The sequence below is a fragment of the Embleya sp. NPDC008237 genome, from assembly GCF_042956465.1.
GTDB lineage: Bacteria > Actinomycetota > Actinomycetes > Streptomycetales > Streptomycetaceae > Embleya.
In genome coordinates, this window is sequence record NZ_JBIBGL010000012.1 from 166,574 (window position 1) to 187,621 (window position 21,048).

General features: G+C 71.6%; 16 protein-coding genes. 8 read left to right on the forward strand and 8 right to left on the reverse strand.

All coding sequences use genetic code 11. The features are described 5' to 3' along the window. Positions 1 to 156: 156 nt before the first annotated feature. Positions 157 to 879, forward strand: a complete 723-nt coding sequence (locus ACFZBU_RS29465; RefSeq protein ID WP_391586706.1) for a transglycosylase SLT domain-containing protein — start codon at positions 157 to 159, stop codon at positions 877 to 879. 119 nt (positions 880 to 998) lie between these two features. Here ACFZBU_RS29465 and ACFZBU_RS29470 read toward each other — a convergent pair whose 3' ends face one another. Beyond that, positions 999 to 2,159, reverse strand: a complete 1,161-nt coding sequence (locus ACFZBU_RS29470) for a steroid 3-ketoacyl-CoA thiolase (RefSeq protein WP_391586707.1) — start codon at positions 2,157 to 2,159, stop codon at positions 999 to 1,001. 430 nt (positions 2,160 to 2,589) lie between these two features. Between ACFZBU_RS29470 and ACFZBU_RS29475 the strand changes: the two genes are divergently transcribed. After that, on the forward strand, positions 2,590 to 3,900 hold the full coding sequence (locus ACFZBU_RS29475) for a TetR/AcrR family transcriptional regulator (RefSeq protein WP_391586708.1): 1,311 nt from the start codon (positions 2,590 to 2,592) through the stop codon (positions 3,898 to 3,900). Between the two features lie 326 nt (positions 3,901 to 4,226). Here the strand turns inward: ACFZBU_RS29475 and ACFZBU_RS29480 are convergent, their stop codons facing one another. The 4 genes from ACFZBU_RS29480 to ACFZBU_RS29495 all read right to left on the reverse strand — a co-directional run bounded on the left by ACFZBU_RS29480 (position 4,227) and on the right by ACFZBU_RS29495 (position 9,903). Continuing rightward, on the reverse strand, positions 4,227 to 4,751 hold the full coding sequence (locus ACFZBU_RS29480) for a carboxymuconolactone decarboxylase family protein (protein WP_391586709.1): 525 nt from the start codon (positions 4,749 to 4,751) through the stop codon (positions 4,227 to 4,229). Between the two features lie 3 nt (positions 4,752 to 4,754). Further along, complete coding sequence (locus ACFZBU_RS29485) at positions 4,755 to 5,306, reverse strand: peroxiredoxin (RefSeq protein WP_078976832.1); 552 nt, start codon at positions 5,304 to 5,306, stop codon at positions 4,755 to 4,757. Between the two features lie 894 nt (positions 5,307 to 6,200). After that, complete coding sequence (locus tag ACFZBU_RS29490; protein ID WP_391586710.1) at positions 6,201 to 7,097, reverse strand: ABC transporter permease; 897 nt, start codon at positions 7,095 to 7,097, stop codon at positions 6,201 to 6,203. Positions 7,098 to 7,125: 28 nt separating this feature from the next. Next, positions 7,126 to 9,903 carry an alpha/beta fold hydrolase gene (locus ACFZBU_RS29495; RefSeq protein ID WP_391586711.1) on the reverse strand — a complete coding sequence of 926 codons (2,778 nt, stop codon included), beginning with the start codon at positions 9,901 to 9,903 and terminating at the stop codon, positions 7,126 to 7,128. 163 nt (positions 9,904 to 10,066) lie between these two features. Here ACFZBU_RS29495 and ACFZBU_RS29500 point away from each other — a divergent pair, with 163 nt between their 5' ends. The 5 genes from ACFZBU_RS29500 to ACFZBU_RS29520 all read left to right on the forward strand — a co-directional run bounded on the left by ACFZBU_RS29500 (position 10,067) and on the right by ACFZBU_RS29520 (position 15,402). After that, a complete protein-coding gene (locus ACFZBU_RS29500) occupies positions 10,067 to 10,882 on the forward strand; it encodes a (Fe-S)-binding protein (protein ID WP_391586712.1) in 816 nt (271 codons plus the stop codon). Next, positions 10,879 to 12,375 carry a lactate utilization protein B gene (locus ACFZBU_RS29505; protein WP_391586713.1) on the forward strand — a complete coding sequence of 499 codons (1,497 nt, stop codon included), beginning with the start codon at positions 10,879 to 10,881 and terminating at the stop codon, positions 12,373 to 12,375. The genes ACFZBU_RS29500 and ACFZBU_RS29505 overlap by 4 nt, the downstream gene beginning before the upstream one ends. After that, the gene (locus ACFZBU_RS29510; protein ID WP_391586714.1) at positions 12,372 to 13,019 is read left to right on the forward strand and encodes a lactate utilization protein C; all 648 of its coding nucleotides are present in this window, start codon (positions 12,372 to 12,374) and stop codon (positions 13,017 to 13,019) included. The genes ACFZBU_RS29505 and ACFZBU_RS29510 overlap by 4 nt, the downstream gene beginning before the upstream one ends. A gap of 86 nt (positions 13,020 to 13,105) precedes the next feature. After that, positions 13,106 to 14,521, forward strand: coding sequence for a class II fumarate hydratase (locus ACFZBU_RS29515; protein WP_391586715.1), 1,416 nt, complete (start codon positions 13,106 to 13,108; stop codon positions 14,519 to 14,521). A gap of 194 nt (positions 14,522 to 14,715) precedes the next feature. Next, positions 14,716 to 15,402, forward strand: coding sequence for a DUF402 domain-containing protein (locus ACFZBU_RS29520; RefSeq protein ID WP_391586716.1), 687 nt, complete (start codon positions 14,716 to 14,718; stop codon positions 15,400 to 15,402). A gap of 183 nt (positions 15,403 to 15,585) precedes the next feature. Here the strand turns inward: ACFZBU_RS29520 and ACFZBU_RS29525 are convergent, their stop codons facing one another. Further along, positions 15,586 to 16,518, reverse strand: a complete 933-nt coding sequence (locus ACFZBU_RS29525; RefSeq protein WP_391586717.1) for a LysR substrate-binding domain-containing protein — start codon at positions 16,516 to 16,518, stop codon at positions 15,586 to 15,588. A gap of 227 nt (positions 16,519 to 16,745) precedes the next feature. On the opposite strand from ACFZBU_RS29525, the gene ACFZBU_RS29530 reads away from it, so the two are divergent. Next, positions 16,746 to 18,734, forward strand: coding sequence for a ricin-type beta-trefoil lectin domain protein (locus ACFZBU_RS29530; RefSeq protein ID WP_391586718.1), 1,989 nt, complete (start codon positions 16,746 to 16,748; stop codon positions 18,732 to 18,734). 161 nt (positions 18,735 to 18,895) lie between these two features. Here the strand turns inward: ACFZBU_RS29530 and ACFZBU_RS29535 are convergent, their stop codons facing one another. Then, the gene (locus tag ACFZBU_RS29535; protein ID WP_391586719.1) at positions 18,896 to 19,624 is read right to left on the reverse strand and encodes a DUF1707 domain-containing protein; all 729 of its coding nucleotides are present in this window, start codon (positions 19,622 to 19,624) and stop codon (positions 18,896 to 18,898) included. After that, on the reverse strand, positions 19,543 to 21,039 hold the full coding sequence (locus ACFZBU_RS29540) for a PLP-dependent aminotransferase family protein (protein WP_391586720.1): 1,497 nt from the start codon (positions 21,037 to 21,039) through the stop codon (positions 19,543 to 19,545). Before ACFZBU_RS29540 ends, ACFZBU_RS29535 begins: the two co-directional genes overlap by 82 nt. Between the last annotated feature and the right edge of the window lie 9 nt (positions 21,040 to 21,048).

A 21,048-nucleotide genomic window follows, 5' to 3' on the forward strand; every position in this document is an offset into this window, starting at 1 on the left:
AATTCGACACTCGACCTGCTGTACGCCGCCCACACACGCACCGACGAATCGGTTCGGTACGCGGGCCGAAATGCTCCCTCCGGGAGCATGGGGAGACCGGGGGTTGGACTCGTACACCGCTTCGACCGCGGTGCGCGCCTGTCGGAAGGAACGTGTGTGAGCCGGATCTCGGTTCGGGGGATAGCCGTGGCATCCGCCACCGCTGTCACGGCCGTTGGCGCCGTCGTCGGATTCAGTGGAACGGGCGTTTCCGCGTCCGCCGACGCCCAGACGGTAGACGAAGCGAGCACCACGAAGCTTCTCGAGGTTCCTGCCGCCCCCCAGGCGCAGCAACTGAGCACCGGGATCACCCAGCAGGCAGACGCGCAGACCGCCGCCTACGACGAGGCGCAGCGTGTGCAGGCCGAAGAGGCCGCCCGGGTCAAGGCCGAGCGCGACGCGGCCGAGAAGGCCGCCGCGGAGAAGGCCGCGGCCGACAAGGCCGCAGCGGACAAGGCCGCCGAGGAGAAGGCGGCCGCCGACCGCAAGGCGGCCCAGGAACGCGCGGCGCGCTCCGACAACCGCGGCGCCGTGGAGAAGGTGTCGGCGTCCGCCGCCGACGCCCAGGCGATCGCCAAGTCGATGATGAGCTCGACCCAGTACACGTGCTTCAGCAACATCGTCGAGCGGGAGAGCGGCTGGCGGGTCAACGCCACCAACGCCTCCTCCGGCGCGTACGGTCTGGTACAGGCACTGCCCGCGAGCAAGATGGCCTCGGCCGGCGCGGACTGGCGGACCAACCCCGCGACCCAGATCAAGTGGGGCCTGAGCTACATGAACGAGCGCTACGGCAGCCCGTGCCAGGCGTGGACGTTCTGGCAGAGCCACCACTGGTACTGAGTCGACCGCGAGTCCCCGACTCGCCCTCGAACCTGATCGAGCCCCGTGCACCGTTCGGTGTACGGGGCTCGATCGTGTTCGGCGCCTTCGGGTTCGGTGCTTTCGGTGCCTCCCCCGGGTCAGATCCGCTCGATGATCGTGCCGGACGCGTTGGCGCCGCCCGCGCACATCGTCACGAGAGCGAACTGCTTGTCGGTGCGCTCCAGTTCGTAGAGCGCGGTGGTCAGCAGCCGGCCGCCGGTGGAGCCGACCGGGTGGCCGAGGGCGATCGCGCCGCCGTTGACGTTGACCCGGTCCAGGTCGGCCTTCTGCACCTGGGCCCAGGAGAGCACGACGGACGCGAACGCCTCGTTGACCTCGAACAGGTCGATGTCGGACATCGACATCCCGGAGCGGGCGAACAGCCGCTCGGTCGCGTCGTTCGGGCCGTCCAGGTGGTAGTGCGGGTCGGCGCCGACCATCGCCTGCGCGACGATCCGCGCGCGCGGACGCAGGCCGAGCGCACGCGCCTTGTCCTCGTCCATGATCAGCAGTGCCGCGGCACCGTCGGAGATCTGCGACGAGTTGCCGGCGGTGTGGATGCCGTCGGGCAGGACCGGCTTGAGCCGGGTCAGGCTCTCGATCGTGGTGTCGCGCAGGCCCTGGTCGCGATCGACCAGCACGGTCTCGCCGGTGGGCTTGCCGTCGGCGTCCAGTACGGGGGCCTCGACCGGGACCACCTGGGAGGTGAACCGGCCCTCGTCCCACGCGCGTTTCGCGTTGGCCTGCGAGCGCACGCCCAGGGCGTCCACGTCGGCGCGGGTGATGCCGCGGTTGCGGGCGATCCGCTCGGCGGCGGTGAACTGGTCGGGCAGGTCGATCGCCCAGTCCTCCGGCTTGGACTTCTGGCCGGGCTTGGCGGTGTGCCCGAGCGGGTTGCGGCTCATCGACTCGATGCCGCATGCAACTCCCGCATCGATGGCCCCGGTCGCGATCAGTCCGGCGATCAGGTGCACCGACTGCTGGGCGGATCCGCACTGGCAGTCGATCGTGGTGCCGCCGGTGCGATGCGGCAGGCCGGCGTACAACCACGCGTGCTTGACGATGTCGCCGGACTGCTCGCCGGCCTGGGTGACACAGCCGCCGATCACCTGGTCCACCAGTTCGGGGTCGATCCCGGCCCGCTCGATCAGCCCGCGCTGGACGGCCGACAACAACTGCACCGGGTGCAGGCCGGCGAGCCGGCCGTTGCGCTTGCCGATGGGGGTGCGCACGGCTTCGACGATGACGGGGTTGCCCATGGGGTCGCTCCTAGCGAGTCCTGAGTGGCCGGTCCTCGGGGCCGGGCCACGGATGGCGACGCATTGATCCAGCCTGATCTCACCCTGCCCCAGGTGTATGACTAAGTCAAGGATATGATGTCATGGGGTCGAACCTGTCTCGTCCCGGTTCGGGGCGTCTCGGGTCCTGGCTGCGGCCGTCGCCTCGGGTCGTAGCGCGTCCGCCGGCTCGGATTCCGCCGGTGCCCCGGGTGCCGGGTGCCGTTTCGGTCGGCGCCTCGCCTCGTGTCCCGCGTGCTCCGCGGTCGTGCGCATCCATGTGCGCTTCGCGCTCGTTCGCACTACGACCCGGGTCCACTCGCGGATGGTTCGGGTGGGGTTGGTGGGACGGGTAGGGACTACCGGAACGTGAGATTCCGCATGGGATTCCCAGGCGTACTACGCTTGGCGCGTGTTGAGCGATCGAGCGGGTGCGGAGCGTCACATCAGGCCGCGAGCGGATCGACGCGCGGAGATCATCAGACACGCCTGTGCGCTGTTCGCCAAGCGGGGCTACGGCGCCACGACGGTCCGTCAGATCGCCGAATCCGCGGACATGCTCTCGGGCAGCCTGTACCACCACTTCCCGTCCAAGGAAGCGATGTTGCTCGAAGTGCTCGACACCTTCTTCGCGGACATCATGAGTCGGCAGCGGGCCACGGTCGAGCGCGGCGAGGAACCGATCGCCACACTGCGCGGCCTGTTGCGGGACAGCCTCGAAGTGATCGGCAACAGCCCCGACGCGGCGGTCGTGGTGGTCGGCGAATCGCGTCGGCTCTCCCGCACCGAGGGCTTCGTCTGGTTGTCCGACCGCACCGCCGAGGCGTCCACCCTGTGGGGGCGGGTGCTGCGCCGGGGGATCGAGGACGGCAGCCTGCGCCGCGATCTGCACCCCGTGTTGTTGTCGCTGATGTTGCAATCGGCGGTGTGGGGGATGGCCCAGTGGTATCGACCGAGCGGCCGCTACGACCCGGACGCGGCCGCGGGACGCCTGGTGGACGTGTTCGTGCGCGGCATCGTGCGGCCCGGGCGCTACGCCTCGCAGCGGATCTGCAACCTGCTCGGGCCCGCCCGCTATGCCATGCCCACCCTGCGAAGGGTCGGCCCGGTCGAGGACGCCAGGGTCGAGGCGGAGCGGCGGATGGCCCGGGTGCCCCGCCAGGCCGACGCGCGCACCCGGATTCGGATCGCCTCCAACCTGCTCTTCGAGCAGGACGGGTACGCGGGCACCACGGTGCGTCGGATCGCCGACCTGGCCGGTGTGCCGGTCGGCAGCCTTGCCCATCACATCGGCTCCAAGGAGCAGTTGCTCGCCGAACTGCTCGGCGAGTTCCTCGGCGACCTGCGCACCGCGTTCGACAAGGACGCCGCCGCGCAACCGACGCCGGTGGAGCGCCTGGCCGGTTTGATCGGGCGGACCGTGGAGGCGCACGCCTACCACGGGGTCTCCACGGTTCTGGCGATAAACGAGGTGCGTGGCGACGAACTCCCGGCGAGCCGGCTGGCCGCGCAGCGTGCCAAGGTCTCCGACACCTGGACCCGGGCGCTGGCCGGCGGCATCCGCTCCGGCGACTTCCACCCGGACCTGGACCCGGTGTTCACCCAGCGGGTGTTGCGCACGGCGATCTCGACGGGGAGTCGGATATATCGCGGGATGGGCGTGCGGGACGCGGTGGGGCTGTACCGGGAGGTCGCGCTGGTCGGGATGAGGGCGGCGCGGTGAGCCCGCGGCACGGCGTGTCGGCGTTCGGCCGTCGGCCGGGGTCGGTTCGGCTGCGGCGGGTGACCCGGTTGTACGGCCTGACTCGACTGTGGTGGGCGACGTGTGCGTTGTGGGTGACTCGCTCGCGGTGGGCGATCCGCTCCCGCCCGGTGGTTCGCGCGCGCGGGCGACGGTGATTGGTCGCGGTTGCCGGCTTCGGGTACGGCGGTTGCGGTGGTGGTGGTCGGTTCGATGAACGCACGAGAGCCCGTCCCCGGGAGTGGGGACGGGCTCTCGTGCGTCGCGGGGTGTCGCGGGGAGTGCGCCGGTGGGCGATCAGGGCGTGCTCAGCCCTGGTCGGTCTCCAGCGTCACGCCGACCGCGTGGATCACGGCGGCGATCTTGATCGCCTCCTGGATCGTCTCGCGCGACACGCCCTCCTTGCGCAGGACCTGCTCGTGCGACTCCAGGCACCGGCCGCAACCGTTGATCGCCGAGACCGCCAGCGACCACAGCTCGAAGTCGGCCTTCGGGGCACCCGGGTTGGCCATCACGTTCATCCGTAGGCCGGCCCGGAGGTTGCTGTATTCCGGGTCGCCGATGAGGTGCATCGAGCGGTAGTAGACGTTGTTCATCGCCATGATCGCGGCAGCGGCCTTGGCGGCGGTGAACGCCTCGTCGGACAGCCGGCTCTTGGCCTCCGGCTCGAGTTCGGCGAGCACCTTGGGGCTACGCGTGGCGATCGCGCAGGCGAGCACCGTGCCCCAGAGCGTTTGTTCGGCGAGCTTCGAGTTGCCCACGACCGAGCCCAGGTTGAGCTTGAGGTCCTTGGCGTACTCGGGCAGTGCGGCCTTCAGGACGTCGAGACCCATGGATCAGGCGTCCATCAGCTTGGCGGCGTCGAGGGTCTCGCCGCCCTTCTGCCAGTTGCACGGGCACAGTTCGTCGGTCTGCAGCGCGTCGAGGACCCGCAGGACCTCGTCGGGGTTGCGGCCCACCGAGCCGGCGGTGACCATGACGAACTGGATCTCGTTGTTCGGGTCGATGATGAAGACCGCGCGGTCCGCGACACCGTCGGCGTTGAGCACGCCGGCGGCCGAGGACAGCTCGCGCTTGAGGTCGGACAACATCGGGAAGGGCAGGTCGGTCAGGTCCGGGTGGTCCTTGCGCCAGGCCAGGTGCACGAACTCGGAGTCCACGGACACGCCGAGCAGCTGCGCGTCACGGTCCTGGAAGTCCTCGTTGAGCCGGCCGAAGGCGGCGATCTCGGTCGGACAGACGAAGGTGAAGTCCTTCGGCCAGAAGAACACGACGCGCCACTTGCCGTCGTAGGACTTGTTGGTGATCTGCTCGAAGGCCTTGTCCGCCTCCAGCGACACAACGCCGGTGAGGTCGTACTCGGGGAACTGGTTACCGACAGTAAGCACTGGGTCTCCTCCGCGAAGGGGCCGGGAAGGCAGGTTCACCATCCCGGTCGGACGTACGTTGATCACGATGCCACAGCGGAATTGATAGATGAAATAAGCAACGGCTCAACCATTGATCGTGATCACCTATCAGTGGGCGAGGGCGGAATGTGCCCAGCTCAGCGCCACGCTCACCGGTTCGATCGCGCGATGTGTGGCGAACGGCAGGCGGACGAGGAGCCTACGCGCCGTTGCGTCGAACACCGAATCGGGACATTGGGATGATCTTGCGATCGCGCCTGTCCGGTGGCGATCGACGTGGCGTGCGGGGTGGGGTGGAGCCGAGTGGGTGACGGCGGCAGTTACGGCTCGTGGTCGATGTCGGCTCAAGGCCCGACTCGGCTCGGTTCGGGCCGGGCCGGTTCGGCTCGGTCCGGCCCGGCCCTGTGTTCCGGAACCTCCGATTCATCGCAGCCCGGCCGCTCCGCCGAGGCGTGCGGCGCGGAACTCCCCGCCGCGGGGGCTGTTGCGGGGTGGCCGCGCTCGTCGATGCCGGAAATCCGGTAGGCGTGCAAGGGGGCCGATAACCACCGACAGATGCTCGCCGAACTCCGTGGCGCCCGGCTCGGATGCGGGTGATCGTCACGGCCGACAAGGACACCGACGGCACGGCACGCGGGGTGGTCGAGTGGGACCGCGCCGGGTTCATGAGCACCCGTACCGCCGCCGACTGCGGGCCCGGGGCAGGTGCCATAGTGGTCCGCCAGATACGGCTGACACATATGGCAACCCATCCGTCTGTCCGCAGAGGGCGGTTCGGGTCGGGGGCCACTGGGCAGGGCGGTGGGTCGGTCGGTGTCGCGGGGTGACGCCGACGGGAGCCAGGCGGTGGAATGCCGCTGGTGCCCATCCGGCTCAGGACACGATGTCCTTGCGGCCGAAGTGGCGGAAGGCCAGGGCGAGGAAGACCACCGCGTAGGCGAACGAGACCGCGCTGCCCTTGATCATGCCGTCCCATTGGGGGTCGGTCTGGAGTACGTCGACCCACGCGAACTGCCAGTGGGTGGGCAGGTAGTCCCGCCACGAACCGAGCGCCGTGACCGCGTCGACGATGTTGGAGACCACCACCAGGCCGACGGCGCCGCCCACCGCGCCCAGTGGTGCGTCGGTGACCGTGGACAGCCAGAACGCCATGCCCATCACCACCAGTTGCGCCACCACGCCGTAGACGACCACGACCGACATGCGCCCGAGCGCCTCGCCGGTGGGCAGCGACGCCCCCACCGGTAGGTCCAACGGGCCCCAGCCGAACGCGATCGTGCCCGCGATCATCGCCATCAGCGGCAGCAGCACCAGGGCCAGCACGCTGTAGCCGAGCGCGACCACGAGCTTGACCCGCAGCAGCCGCGCCCGCGGCACCGGCGCGGCCAGCAGATAGCGCAGCGAGGACCAACTCGCCTCACTGGCAACGGTGTCGCCGCAGAACAGCGCCACCGCCACGACCAGCAGGAAGCCGGTCGAGACGAACAGCGTGAACGCGGTGAAGTTCAGCGCGCTCTTGGTCGCCACGTCCACCAGTGTCGGTACCGCGTCCGCCGACGGATCGCCGCCGATCTTGAACGCGGCGACCAGGATCCACGGCAGCGCGAGCAGCAGGCCGATCATGAACAGGGTGCGCCGGCGCCGGAACTGGCGCACGGTCTCGACCCACATCGGCAGCGTGTGCCGGGGTCGATAGCCGTGCGCGTGTGCCGCGCCCGGGATCGGGTGCGCACCCTCGTCGGTCGGCAGATCGGGGAGCGTACGGGTCATCGGAACTCCCCAATGAGCGTGCGGGTCATCAGGACTCCCCGATGAGCGTCAGGAACGCGTCTTCCAGGCGGCGGCGCGCGGTCACCCGGTCCACCGCGACGCCCGCGCCGACGAGTTCGGCCACCAGGGCGGAGGTCCGCGCACCCGCGAGGTGCACGAGTACGCCGCCCTCCTCGGGCTCCACCGAGCCCACGCCCGGCAGATCCTTCAGGGTTGCGATCGCCAGGTCCGGCACGGGAGTTCCGATCACCAGCGTGTTGCCGTTGCCGACGATCTCGGCGACCGGGCCGGAGGCGATCAGCCGGCCGCGGTGCATCACCACGACGTGCGTACAGGTCTGTTCGACTTCGGCCAGCAGGTGGCTGGAGACCACCACGGTGCGGCCGGTGGCCGCGTAGCCGATCAGCACATCGCGCATCGCCCGGATCTGCGGCGGGTCGAGCCCGTTGGTCGGCTCGTCCAGCACGAGCAGGTCCGGCAGGCCGAGCATCGCCTGCGCGATGGCGAGCCGCTGCCGCATGCCCTGCGAGTAGGTGCGCACGTTGCGGTCCAGCGCCTCGCCCAACCCGGCGATCTCCAACGCCTCGTCGAAGTGCGCGTCGGCGTGCGGGCGGCCGGTGGCGCGCCAGTACAGCGACAGGTTCTCCCGCCCGGACAGGTGCGGCAGGAAGCCGGGACCCTCGACGAACGAGCCGAGCCGGGACAACACCGGCGCACCGGGTCCGACCATCCGGCCGAAGATCCTTATCCCGCCGCCGTCCGGGTGGATCAGCCCCATCAGCATCCGCAGCGTCGTGGTCTTGCCCGCGCCGTTGGGGCCGAGCAGGCCGAGCACCTGGCCCGCCTCCACCTGGAAGGACAGGTCGTCGACGGCGAGCTTGCCGCCCTTGTAGCGCTTGGTCAGGTTCCGGATCTGCAGTGGCACCTCGGCCAGGGCCGGATCCGGTGCGGCCGCCGCCGCGCGGCGCCGCCCGGTGAGCAGCAACGCGAGCGCGACGAGCACCGCGATCAGCGGCAGGCCCCACGTCCACCACGGGTAGCCGGTCGAGGCCACGTGCAACTGCGGCACCGACGGCACGGTCAACGGGCCGGCGAGCGCGACCCGATAGCTCGCGGGCACGTTCGGCGACGCGAAGCCCAGGTCGGTCGCGGTGAGCACGAGCCGCAGCCGGTGGCCCGAGTCGACCTGATGGTCGATCGCCGGCAACCGGATCTCCACGTCCCGCCCGGCCGCCGCACCGGTCACCCGGATCGGCGCCGCGAGCTGGTGCGGCAACACGGTGCCGCCGCCCGGTGCGACGTCGTACAGCTTCGCGAACAGCACGACGTCGTCGGCGCCGGAGACCCGCACCCGTGCGGTCGGCGAGCCGGTGATCCAGGTGCTCTGGTCGAAGCGCTCGCTCTGGAAGAACGCGCTCTGCCCCGGCAGGTCGAACGCGATCCCGCCCAGGTCGCCCGCCCCCGACGCGAGCGCGCCCAGGCTGCCGGCGCCGGCCAGCAAACCCAGCCCGGGCAGCCCGGACACCGAGGTCGGCGCACCCCCCGGCGGATTGGCCACCGTCTGCTCCGGCCCGGCCAGCGCGACCGCACGCCGCCGGGTGCCGTCGAGGCCGGGATAGCGGGCGGCGTCGGCGACCCGCAGCCGCTGCTCACGCGTGGCGCTGTCCACCCCGCCCGAGCGGGTCACCCGAAACTCCCCGGCGGCGGTCGGCGCGCCCGCCTTCGGCGCGGCCTCGACCGGCTTCAGCCACCGGTCGAACCATCCGGTGACCCGATCGCGCACCATCGCGCTCTGCGGCCGGCCGCCGTCGTGCCCGCCCGCCGTCCACACCACCTCCACCGGCGCGCCGTTGTGCGCGATCGCGGCGGCATTGCGGTCGGCCTGGTCGAGCGGGAACAGCGAGTCGTTCTGGCCCTGGATCAGCAGCGTGGGCACCGCGATCCGGTCCGCGACCGACGCCGGACTGGCCCGCCGAAGCAGGTCGACCGCCTGTGGCGTGGACTTGCCCCCGACGGCCACCTCGCGGTAGATCGTGCACACCCGCTCGGCGAACCGGCCGCAGCCGGTGTTCGCGTCTATCGGGGCGAGCGCGCCCAGCGGAGCGGTGCCGGAGGAGAAGAACAGCCCGGCCCACATCTTCTTGAACACCCCGTCGGCGGGCCCGCCGCCCGCCGCGTTCGGCAGCAGCGCGCCGGCGAGGTCGTGCCAGGTGATCTGCGGCGCGATCGTGTCCACCCGCGGGTCGTAGGCCGCGGTCAGCAGCGCGAGCGCACCGCCGTAGGAGGCGCCCGCGACACCCACGCGCGGGTCGCCCGGCCCGTCCAGACGCACCTCGGGCCGGGTCGCCAGCCAGTCGATCAGTGCCCGCGCGTCGGCCACCTCGTAGTCCGGCTGGTCCAGCATGATCTGCCCGGCCGAGCCGCCGAAGCCGCGTGCCGAATAGGTCAGCACCACATACCCCGAACGGGCCAGCGCCTCCGCGTCCCGGCGCAACTCGGCCTTGCTGCCGCCGAATCCGTGCGCGAGCAGTACGGCGGGCGCCCGCTCGCGCACTCCCGGCGGCAGGAACAGCGTGGTGTCGATGCCGATCCGGGCCGGATCGCCCGGCCCGGCGGCGACGTCGATGCGCTGCTCGGTGGCCGATACCGGCGGCGCCGGGTCGTCCCGAACCAGAGCGCCGATCCCCAGTACCGCGATGATCACCACCACGAGGGCCAAGACACCGGCCAGGACACGTGATCGACGCGTGGTCAACCGCGAACGCGCAACGGCAAAGGGGCGGCCGAGTGCCGTCCGGAGGCTCATGGGCCGACCCTACGTGGTGCAAAGCCGCAGACACGCCCAGGCCCCCGCCGGGCCGTCCCGCCCGATCCCTCGCCGGCCCGGCGTCACACGACCGGACGCGTGCGGCAGGTTTGGCCGGGCGCCCGCCGGAGGACATCCGTACAGTCGATCGAGGAGGTCAATTGTGCGCCTTGCCCTTTTCATCACGTGCTTCAACGACACGCTCTTCCCGGAGACCGGCAAGTCCGTGGTTCGGGTGTTGCGGCGCCTCGGACACGAGGTGGAGTTCCCGTACGGCCAGGTGTGCTGCGGGCAGATGCACTTCAACTCCGGCTACCGCGAGGACGCGGTGCCGCTGGTGCGCTCCTTCGTCGACGCCTTCGAGGGCTACGACGCGGTGGTCGTGCCGTCCGGGTCGTGCACCGCGATGGTGCGCGAGTACCACGCGAGCGTTGCCCGGCAGGCCGGCGGCACGCTGCCGGCCGGCGTCGCCCGGGTCGCGCCGAAGGTGTTCGAGTTCGGCGAGTTCCTGGTCGACGTGCTCGGCGTGACCGACGTGGGCGCCTACTTCCCGCACAGCGTCGCCTACCACCCCACCTGCCACTCGCTGCGGCTGCTGCGGGTGGGCGACCGGCCGACCCGGCTGCTGCGCGCGGTCCGCGGCCTCACCCTGGTGGACCTGCCGCGCGCGGACGAATGTTGCGGATTCGGCGGCACGTTCGCGGTCAAGAACGTGGACACCTCGGTGGCGATGGGCGCCGACAAGGTGAGCGCCGCGCTGGAATCGGGCGCTCAGGTGTTGTGCGCGGGCGACAACTCGTGCCTGACCCACATCGGCGGACTGATCTCGCGACAACAGGCGGGCATCCGGGTGCTGCACCTCGCGGACATCCTGGCCTGCACCGAGGCGCTGCCGGACGTGCCGCCGTACGGGCCGGGCCTGGACACCGGCTCGGGGTTCCTCGCCGCGCAGACCTCGGGACCGGAGGTGACGCGATGACCGCGTCCGTACGCAGGGAACCCACCTTCGTCGGCATGCCGCCGTTCCCGGAGGCCGCGCACGCGGAGCTGGCGAACGACGTACAGCGGGCCAACCTGCGCGCGGCCACGCACACCATCCGGGCCAGGCGCGACGAGGTGGTCGCCGAGCTGCCCGACTGGGAGCTGCTGCGGCGCGCCGGCGCGGCGATCAAGGACGACGTGCTGGCCCGACTGCCCGACCACCTCGAACGCCTGGAGGTCGCGGTGCGCGCGGCCGGCGGCGTGGTGCACTGGGCCCGGGACGCGGCCGAGGCGAACGCGATCGTGGTCGCGATCGCCCGGGCCGCGGGCGTGGACGAGGTGGTCAAGGTCAAGTCGATGGTCACCGAGGAGATCGAGCTGAACAACGCGCTGGCCGAGGCGGGCATCCACGCGTGGGAGACCGACCTGGCACAGCTGATCGTGCAGCTCGGCGAGGATCTGCCGTCGCACATCCTGGTGCCCGCGATCCACCGCAACCGGGCCGAGATCCGGGACATCTTCGTCCGCGAGATGGGTCGGGTCGGCCGACCGGCGCCCGAGCACCTGAGCGACGACCCGGCCGCGCTGGCCGCCGCCGCCCGCCGGCATCTGCGGGAGAAGTTCCTGCGCGCCAGGGTCGCGGTCTCCGGCGGCAACTTCGCGATCGCCGACACCGGCACGGTGTGCGTGGTCGAGTCCGAGGGCAACGGGCGGATGTGCCTGACCCTGCCCGAGACGCTGATCACCGTGCTCGGCGTGGAGAAGCTGCTGCCCACGTGGGGCGACCTGGAGGTGTTCCTGCAACTGCTCCCGCGCAGTGCGACCGGCGAGCGGATGAACCCGTACACCTCGATGTGGACCGGCGTCACCCCCGGCGACGGCCCGCAGGAGTTCCACCTGATCCTGCTCGACAACGGCCGCTCGGACGTGCTGGCCGACCCGGTGGGCCGGCAGGCGCTGCGCTGCATCCGCTGCTCGGCCTGCCTGAACGTGTGTCCGGTGTACGAGCGCACCGGCGGCCACGCGTACGGGTCGGTGTATCCCGGGCCGATCGGCGCGATCCTCACCCCGCAGCTGCGCGGTATCGCGGCACACCGGGTGGACGCGCAGACCGCGTCGTTGCCGTTCGCGTCCTCGCTGTGCGGCGCGTGCTTCGACGCGTGCCCGGTGCGGATCGACATCCCCGAGGTGCTCGTCCACCTTCGTGCACAGGTTGTGGACGGCGAGCGGGGACCGCACGACCGGGCCGAGGAAGCCGGCATGACGGCCGTGCGGTGGGCCTTCGAGAAGCCATGGCGGATCGGCTTCGCGCAGCACGTGGCCGGGGTCGGCGCGCGGTTCGTCCGGCACGGGGTGATCGGCCGGGTCCCGCTGCCGAAGCGGTTCACCGGTCCGCTCGGCGTGTGGTTCGGCGACCGGGACGCGCCCGCGCCGCCGGCCGAGTCGTTCCGCTCCTGGTTCAAGCGCACCGACGGCGGTCTGGAGGAATGACGGTGGAACGCTACGAGGCGGACCGCGACGCTCGTACGGTGATCCTGGACCGGCTGCGCACGGCCCTGGACGACCGGCCCAAGCCGCCGCCGGTGCGTCGGGCGTACCGGCGCGAACGCCCGGCGGGCCTGGACGTGGCCGGCCGGTTCGCCGAACGGGTCGCCGACTACGAGGCCACCGTGCTGCGCGTGCACGACACCCGGGATCTGCTTCCGGCCACGAGCGACCTGCTGCGCGAAGCCGGCGTGACCCGCATGGCGGTGCCGCCCGGGAAGAAGCTCGCCTGGCTGGCCCGGCTCGGCGTCGAACTGGTGGCGGACTCGCCCGCGCTGGACCGCGACACGCTCGGCGAGATCGACGCGGTGGCCACCGGATGTGCGCTGGCCATCGCCGAGACCGGCACGATCGTCCTGGACACCGGCCCGGACCAGGGTCGCCGGGTGCTCACCCTGCTGCCCGACTACCACCTGTGCGTGGTGCGCGCCGACCAGATCGTGGGCACCGTGCCGGAGGCGATCGCCCGGCTGGATCCGCGCCGCCCGCAGACCTGGATCTCCGGCCCGTCGGCGACCAGCGACATCGAACTGGCGCGGGTGGGGGGCGTACACGGGCCGCGCACGTTGCACGTCCTGCTGATCGGGTAGCCCCGAGCGTGCGGGGCATCCCTCAGGAACAGGCCGGGCCGGCGGGCCGTTGTGGCCTTGGAACGCTCATCCAGGAGGCGACAGCGATGTCCGAGGCAGCACCGTCCGCAGATTCGACCGGCGAGTTCCGCATCGAGCACGACTCGATGGGCGAGGTGCGGGTGCCCGTCGCCGCCAAGTGGCGGGCGCAGACCCAGCGCGCCGTCGAGAACTTCCCGATCTCCGGGCAGCGCCTGGAACCCGCGCACGTGGAGGCGCTGGCCCGGATCAAGGGCGCGGCAGCGCGGGTGAACGCCGAACTGGGCGTACTGGACAAGGACACCGCGGAGGCGATCGAGCAGGCCGCGGCCGAGGTCGTGACCGGCCGATGGGCCGACCAGTTCCCGGTGGACGTGTTCCAGACCGGTTCGGGCACCTCCTCGAACATGAACATGAACGAGGTGCTCGCCACCCTGGCCACCGAGCGCCTGGGGCGGGACGTGCACCCCAACGACCACGTCAACGCGTCCCAGTCGTCCAACGACGTGTTCCCGTCCTCGATCCACATCGCGGCGGCGCTCGCGGTCACCCACCGGCTGATCCCCTCGCTCGACCACCTCGCCTCCACCCTGGAATCGAAGGCGGTCGAGTTCGCCGACGTGGTCAAGTCCGGGCGCACCCACCTGATGGACGCCACACCGGTGACCCTGGGTCAGGAGTTCGGCGGCTATGCGGCGCAGGTGCGTTACGGCGTCGAGCGGTTGCAGGCGAGCCTGCCGCGTGTGGTCGAACTACCGTTGGGCGGCACCGCGGTGGGCACCGGCATCAATACCCCGCCGGGTTTCTCGGCGCGGGTGATCGCGGAGATCGCGGCCTCCACCGGGCTGGGCTTCACCGAGGCGCGCGACCACTTCGAGGCGCAGGGCGCGCGGGACGGACTGGTCGAGTTGTCCGGCCAGTTGCGCACCATCGCGGTCGGCCTGAACAAGATCGTCAACGACCTGCGCTGGATGGGATCGGGGCCGCGCACCGGGCTGGCCGAGATCCGGCTGCCGGATCTGCAGCCGGGTAGCTCGATCATGCCGGGCAAGGTCAATCCGGTGATCCCCGAGGCGGTCGGCCAGGTGGTCGCGCAGGTGATCGGCAACGACGCGGCGGTGGCCTTCGGCGGCGCGGCGGGCAACTTCGAACTCAACGTGATGTTGCCGGTGATCGCCCGCAACCTGCTCGAATCGATCCGGCTGCTGGGCAACGCGACGCGGGTGCTGGCCGATCGCACGGTGGCCGGCATCGAGGCGGACGTGGAACGCATGCGCGAGTACGCCGAATCGTCCCCCTCGGTGGTCACCCCGCTGAACCGCTTCCTCGGCTACGAGGAGGCGGCGAGGATCGCCAAGCAGTCGCTGGCCGAGCGCAAGACGATCCGGCAGGTGGTGATCGAGCGCGGACACGTGTCGGCGGGCCGGCTGACCGAGGCCGAACTCGACGCGGCGCTGGACGTGCTCGGGATGACCCACCCGTGACACGGTGCGCCGGCCGGCGGGCGGTGGGCGCACGGCGGCGTGTGCACGGCGGTGGGAGCGGGCGGGTGCACGGCGGTCGGCGCGTACGCAGGGTGACAGGTGCGTACGCACACACCCGTGATGTTCTTCGCATGATGACCCACCCGTAACATGACTCACGGTCAGGTGTTACGGGCGCTGGGTAAATCAACGTCATGTCTAACATCCTGCGCATGCACGAGCACTTCGAGGATCCCCGCTCCGCGCCCGGCACCTGGTCTCCCGGCGACCAGGTGTTGTGGCGCTATCTGCGCGGCGACCAGGTCCTGGACTGCCGTCCGGTGACCGTCGTTCGCGACGACCCGGACCAACTCGCGGTCTGGCTGGCCGGGGGGACGTCCCGGGTCAAGCCGATGTTGCCGGACGGGTCCGACATCCGTACGGCGCCGATCGAACGCAGATTCCGGCTCGGCCGGATCCCCTCGATCGTCGAGTGGACCGGTACCGGGGTGCTGATGCTGGCCCGACCCGGCGAACCGTGGTCGGTCTGGCTGTTCTGGCAGGCCGACTGGCGCTTCTCCGGCTGGTACGTCAACCTCGAACGCCCGCGCACCCGGTGGTCCGGCGGAGTGGACACCGAGGACCACGTGCTGGACGTGTGGGTCACCCCGGACCGGCGCTGGGAGTACAAGGACCAGGACGAACTGGCCGCCTCCCGGGAGGCGGGTCGGCTCACCGACGAGCAGGTCGAGGCGATCGAGGCCGAGGGGCGGGCCGCGGTCGAGGCGATCCGGGCCTGGGGCGCGCCGTTCGACCAGGGCTGGGAGAACTGGCGCCCGGACCCGGCCTGGCCGCTGCCGCAACTCCCGGACGACTGGGCGGACAACGTCCGGATCGCGTAGCCGCTTCCGCAGGAACTCGGGCCCGACCCCGGTCGGGCCCGACGTGTTTTCGTGCTCCGCCGAACCTGGACGCGTATGCCAAGACCGTGCTCAGCCGCAGCTTCCTGAGCTCCGATCCGGTCGGTCGTTCTCGTCCGGCAGGAGGCGGGGCGGCGCGGCTCCCCAGGATCCGCCGGACACGGCCTAACGCACCACTCGCACCGGCAGGGCGTCGACCGCGCGGCGCAGGGCGATCGCCAGGTCGGCGAACTCCTCGCTTCGTCCCGTGCTGGAGCGCATCACCAGACCGATGCGCCGGTACGGGGCGGGGGCGGCGAAGCGGGACACCGCCAGTTGTGAGCCCGGTCGGGTCTCCACGTCGATCGCGGTCTGCGGCAGCAGGGTGACGCCCAGGCCGCCCGCGACCAGCTGCACCAGGGTGGGCAGGCTCGCCGCGCGGGTCGCCCCCGCCTCGCCCGCCCCCACCTCGCGGCACACGTCCAGGGCCTGGTCGCGCAGGCAGTGGCCCTCGTCCAGGAGTAGTACGTCCAGGCCACGCAGCGCGGAGCGCGGCACGTCGGAGCGGTCCGCCAGCTCGTGTCCCTCGGGCACGACCAGGGTGAAGTCCTCCTCGTAGAGCGGGATCTCCTCGACGCCCGAGATGCCGGAGGGCAGCGCGAGCAGCAGCAGGTCCAGCCGACCGCTGGTGAGGCCGTCCAGCAGCGAGCCGGTCTGCTCCTCGTGCACGTACAGCCGCAGCTCCGGATACTCCTCGCGGACCAGTCGCAGCAGCGCCGGCAGCACGTACGGGGCGACCGTGGGGATCACCCCCAGGTGCAGCGGGCCGGTGAACGGGCGGCGGGCGGATTCCGCCTCGTCGACCAGGTCGGCGAGCGCGTCGAGCACGCGGCGCGCGTGCCGGGCGACCCGCTCGCCGGCCGGAGTGAGCAGGACCCGGCGCGTGGTGCGCTCCACCAACTGGGTGCCCAGCGCCTCCTCCAGCGCGGCGATCGCTCCGGAGAGTGCGGGCTGGCTGGTGCCCACCGCGGCGGCCGCGTCGCGGAAATGCAGGTGGTCGGCGACTGCGGAAAAGGCCCTGAGCTGCGACAACGTCGGCGTGCGAGTGCTGATGTACATCACCTGTCGAATGCGTGCGGACGGTCCATCCCACCGTTCTTCCACGATAGGGCAACCGGTTCGGTCGGTTCGGATGCGCGCTCGTGGCCTGTCGGTGCGGCCAGGGTTGTCAGGTAAATGCCTTCATTTCCTGTCTACCCACCGGTAGCTTTCATTCGCTTCACAGTGCCCAAGTCCCCTTTGGGCGGCTCGTGCGTGTTCCTTCCATGCCACGAAGGCGAGGGTGCATGTCCACATTCGAGCGTGTGCGCGACAAGGTCCTACCGGTGGCGCTGATGGCGACCCTGATCGGCCTCACCGGCGGCCTGCCGGGCCGGGCGGCGGGCACCACCGCGGCCGGCCCCGCGGCCACCGCGCTGTCCCCGCAACTGGAGGCGATCCGGCAGAGCGAGGCCCAGGCGCTGTACGGGAGCACCGGGGTCAAGCCGTTGGCCGAGCGCAAGACCTCGCTGATCTCGCTCGGCGACAGCGAGATCGCCGGTGAGGGCGTCGGCGTGTACGAACCCGGCACGGACGGCCCGGACAACTGGTGTCACCGGTCGCCCGACGCGGCCATCCACCGGACCGGGATCCCGGCCGACGTGACGTACAACGTCGCGTGCTCCGGGGCGTCCACCGTGAACATCCGGATCGGCGGCAGCAAGCAGTACGCCGACGAACTCGTGCAGTCGGACAACCTGGCGATCAAGGCGCGCAACACGCGGGTGCAACTGATCCTGCTGGTGGCGGGCGCCAACGACGACATCCAGTTCGGCCCGACCATGACCGACTGCGTGACCAGGCGGGTGTTCTTCCAGGGCGAGTGCTACGGCACCTACCAGCCCGGCTGGCAGGCGCGCGCGGACGCGATGCGGCCCAAGGTCGAGCAGACCGTTCGCGATCTGAAGACCACGATGGCGGACGCGGGCTACCGGAGCGGCGACTACAAGCTCGTGGTGATGGGCTACCCGTCGCCGATCGCCCCGGACGTCGAGGACAACCCCGACTTCCCCGGCTGGTACGCGGGCGGGTGCCTCGGCTACCTGCGCGACGCGGCGTGGGGACGCAACGAGGCGGTGCCGATCTTCGAGCGGGCCGAGCGGCAGGCCGCGGCGAACACCGGCGCGATCTACCTGGACAACTCGCGGCTGTTCCACGGCCACGAGGTCTGTACCGACAACACCTGGGCGCGCGGGTTGTGGTTCGCCGGGCCGGACATCCTCGACCCGAACACCACCCGGCAGAGCTTCCACCCCAACGCCCGCGGCCACCTGGCCTTCGCGTCCTGCCTGACCCAGCTGTACGACTCCGGCTGGAACCAAGCCGGTTGTGCGGACTCGGCAAGCACGGGAGCGGTCACGCTGTACCGCGGCGTGCCCAGTGCCGACTTCAGGCAACTGCGCAACGAGGGCACCGGGTTGTGCGCCGACGCGTACGGCTTCTCCTCGCGCAACCAAACCCCGGTCGACCTGTGGCCCTGTCACGGCGGACGCAATCAGGGCTTCTGGTACGACGCCGCGAACCAGTCGCTGCACACCGAGCTGAGCCAGGACCGATGTGTGGATCCGCAGGGCGGCGGGCGCGGTTCGGGCACCGCGCTGGTGTTGTGGAACTGCAACGGCGGCGGCAACCAGCGCTTCGTCGAGGTCGCGGGCACGCTGCGACCGGCCGACACGCAGTCCCTGTGCGTCGCGCCGGCGGCGGTGGATTCGACCCTGGGGGCCGGGCTCGTGCTGGCCGGATGCGACGGATCGGCGGCGCAGCGCTGGGTGAAGGAGCCCGGGCAGGCGGTGCGGTTCGCCGAGCTGAAGTCCGGGGGCACCGGCAAGTGCCTGGACGTGGACGGCGGCACGATGACCTCCGGGCGCGGCGTGCTGGCCTGGGACTGCACGGGCAACGGCAACCAGAAGTGGTGGCGCAACGCCGCCACGGGCCAGGTGCACAGCCTGGCGGACCCGGCGTTCTGCCTCGACAACCGCGGGGCCACGGCGGCGGGCAGCGCCATGGGCATCTGGCGCTGTGACGACGCGCACGGCGCGTACCTGAACAACCTGCGCTTCGACGTGGGTGCGGACGGCCGACTGATCAGCCGGGTCTCCGGGCTGGTCGCAACCGCGCCGACCGCGGGCAACGGGGCGATCACCCAGCAGCCGGCCGGCGCCTCGGCCACGCAACAGTGGACGGCGGGCGCCTCGGTGCCGCTGCCGTACTCGGTGATTCCGTACGACGCCTACTGATCCGCAGGTCGCATACCCGGCCCCCGCCCCGAGCACGGGCGGGGGCCGCGGTGCGCCCGGTTCAGCCCGAGGATGCCCACGTCATCGCGGCGCACATCGCGAACGGGCGGGCACGGGCCGCCGGTTCGGGCCGCAGGAGCGCGGAAGCCGCCGCGTACGGGTCAGTCCGAGTCCTTGCGGAAGCGGTCGTACTCCGGCTGCTCCGGGGCCTTGCGGAAGCGGTCGCCCTCCGGTCGGTCCGCGCCCGAGCGGAAGCGGGGATCGTCGCCGAACTCGCGGCGGCGCTGCTCCTTGCGGCGCTTCGCCTTGACCACCACGCCACCCATGATCGCCAGACCCTTGACCACCACGACGGGTGCGCGCGGATCGTCGGTGTACTGCTCGTGCACCTCGAAGCCGCCCATGAAGCCGAACCCGTGATCGCGGACGGTGACCCCCTCCGGGATCCGGATGTCGATGCCGCCCCAGAGCGTGAACACGTTGATCACCAACTCGGGTTCGTCGAACACCGCGTCGGTGAGGTCGATCTCCACGCCGCCCATCACCGCGACCGCGTTCAGCTTCGAACCCGCACGCCAGCGACCCTTGCGGACGGAACTGCTCCAGAACGCGAACATGTTCGACCGGGCCGGGCGGGGCGGCACCGCGTTGGCCGCCGCGGGCTCGTAGCCGATCGGCCCGGGCGCCGGGAGGTCGGCGATCAGCGGTTCGAGTTGGCGGAGCGTCTTCGCGGCCAGCGCCGCGTCCACCCGCTCCGCGTGTTCGTCGGCGGTCAGCCGGCCCTCCGCGAGCGCGTCCCGCAGCACGTTCACGTAGCGGTCGCGGTCGGCGTCGGAGGCGCGCAGCTCGGGGGTGGGCGGCTGGGCTCGACGCTCTGGGCTGTTGTCCACGAGGTAAATCTAGCGCCGCGGCACTGGCCCGGGGGTGCAACGGCCGGGAGTACGGACCGGGCGAGCAGTCGGACCGCTTCGCGCAGCCGGTCGGGCGAGAGTCCGGCGTAACCGATGATCACCGCGGGCGGGCCGGTCGCGAACGCGCGCATCCCGGCCATCGGCTCGACCCGTACGCCGTGCTCGCGGGCCCGTCGCACGGTGGCCGATTCGTCGGAGCCGGGCGGGAGTTCGACGTAGAGGTGGATGCCCGCGGCGATGCCGTGCACGCGGGCCGCCGGCAGGTGCTCGGCGAGGGCCTCGGCCACCGCGTCGCGGCGGGTCCGGTAGTGCGCGCGCATGGTGCGCAGGTGGCGCTCGTACGCCCCGGTGGCCAGCATCCGCACCAGGGTCAGTTGGGGGAGGGTGGCCGAGCCGAGGTCGGCGTTGGTCTTGAGGTCGTGGATCCGCTCGATGAGTTCGGCGGGCAGCACGGCCCAGCCCAGTCGCATCCCCGGTGCCAGGGCCTTGCTGGTCGAACCCAGGTGCACCACCCGGTCCGGAGCCAGACCCTGGAGGCAGCCGACCGGGTCGCGGTCGTAGCGGAACTCGGCGTCGTAGTCGTCCTCCACGATCAGCCCGTCGTGCGTGCGGGCCCAGTCGACCAGGGCCGCGCGGCGGCGGGGCGACAGGACCACGCCGGTGGGGTACTGGTGGGCCGGGGTGACCAGCACGGCGCGGGCGCCGGTGCGGGCGAGGGCATCGACGTCGATGCCCTCGGCGTCGGTGGGGGCGTAGGCGACGGTGAGGCCGTGGGTGGTGAAGATGCCGCGTTGGCGATCGCTGGAGGGGTCCTCCACCGCGAGTACGTCCAGGCCGAGTCGGCGCAGCGCCTGGGAGACCAGAGACAGGCCCTGGGCCACGCCGTTGACCACCACGATGTGTTCGGGGCGGGCCTGCGCGGCGCGGACCCGGCCCAGGTAGTCGGTCAGTGCGACGCGCAGTTCGCTCGCGCCGGACGGGCCGGGGTAGTCGAACGCGGCGTGCGGGGCGGTGCGCAGCACGTGCCGGGTCGCGGTCGACCACGCGGCGCGAGGGAACGCGGACAGGTCGGGCACGCCGGGCTTGAGGTCGTGGGTGATCGGGATCGTCGGATCGCAGCCGGCCGGGTCGGCGGGCCGCGGCGCCGTGCACGCCGCGGTGACCCGGGTGCCGGAGCCGTGCCGGGAGGACAGATACCCCTCGGCGACCAGTTGCTCGTACGCGTCGACGACCATGCCGCGGGAGACGCCCAGGTCTTCCGCGAGCGCCCGGGTGGACGGCATCCGGAAGCCGGCCGGGAGTCGGCCGGAGCGGATCGCGGCACGCAGGCCGGCCTGCACCTGGGCGCCGAGCCGGCCCGCCGATCGGTCGAGGTGGACGAGGAGTTCGCGCACTCGGGACAC

Excerpts from the sequence above, each read along its gene's own strand:
- ACFZBU_RS29495 (WP_391586711.1), bottom strand. The coding sequence starts at position 9,903 with ATGAGCCTCCGGACGGCACTCGGCCGCCCCTTTGCCGTTGCGCGTTCG.
- ACFZBU_RS29480 (WP_391586709.1), bottom strand. The coding sequence starts at position 4,751 with ATGGGTCTCGACGTCCTGAAGGCCGCACTGCCCGAGTACGCCAAGGAC.
- ACFZBU_RS29520 (WP_391586716.1), top strand. The coding sequence starts at position 14,716 with ATGTCTAACATCCTGCGCATGCACGAGCACTTCGAGGATCCCCGCTCC.
- ACFZBU_RS29515 (WP_391586715.1), top strand. The coding sequence starts at position 13,106 with ATGTCCGAGGCAGCACCGTCCGCAGATTCGACCGGCGAGTTCCGCATC.
- ACFZBU_RS29530 (WP_391586718.1), top strand. The coding sequence starts at position 16,746 with ATGTCCACATTCGAGCGTGTGCGCGACAAGGTCCTACCGGTGGCGCTG.
- ACFZBU_RS29510 (WP_391586714.1), top strand. The coding sequence starts at position 12,372 with ATGACGGTGGAACGCTACGAGGCGGACCGCGACGCTCGTACGGTGATC.
- ACFZBU_RS29505 (WP_391586713.1), top strand. The coding sequence starts at position 10,879 with ATGACCGCGTCCGTACGCAGGGAACCCACCTTCGTCGGCATGCCGCCG.
- ACFZBU_RS29470 (WP_391586707.1), bottom strand. The coding sequence starts at position 2,159 with ATGGGCAACCCCGTCATCGTCGAAGCCGTGCGCACCCCCATCGGCAAG.
- ACFZBU_RS29490 (WP_391586710.1), bottom strand. The coding sequence starts at position 7,097 with ATGACCCGTACGCTCCCCGATCTGCCGACCGACGAGGGTGCGCACCCG.
- ACFZBU_RS29525 (WP_391586717.1), bottom strand. The coding sequence starts at position 16,518 with ATGTACATCAGCACTCGCACGCCGACGTTGTCGCAGCTCAGGGCCTTT.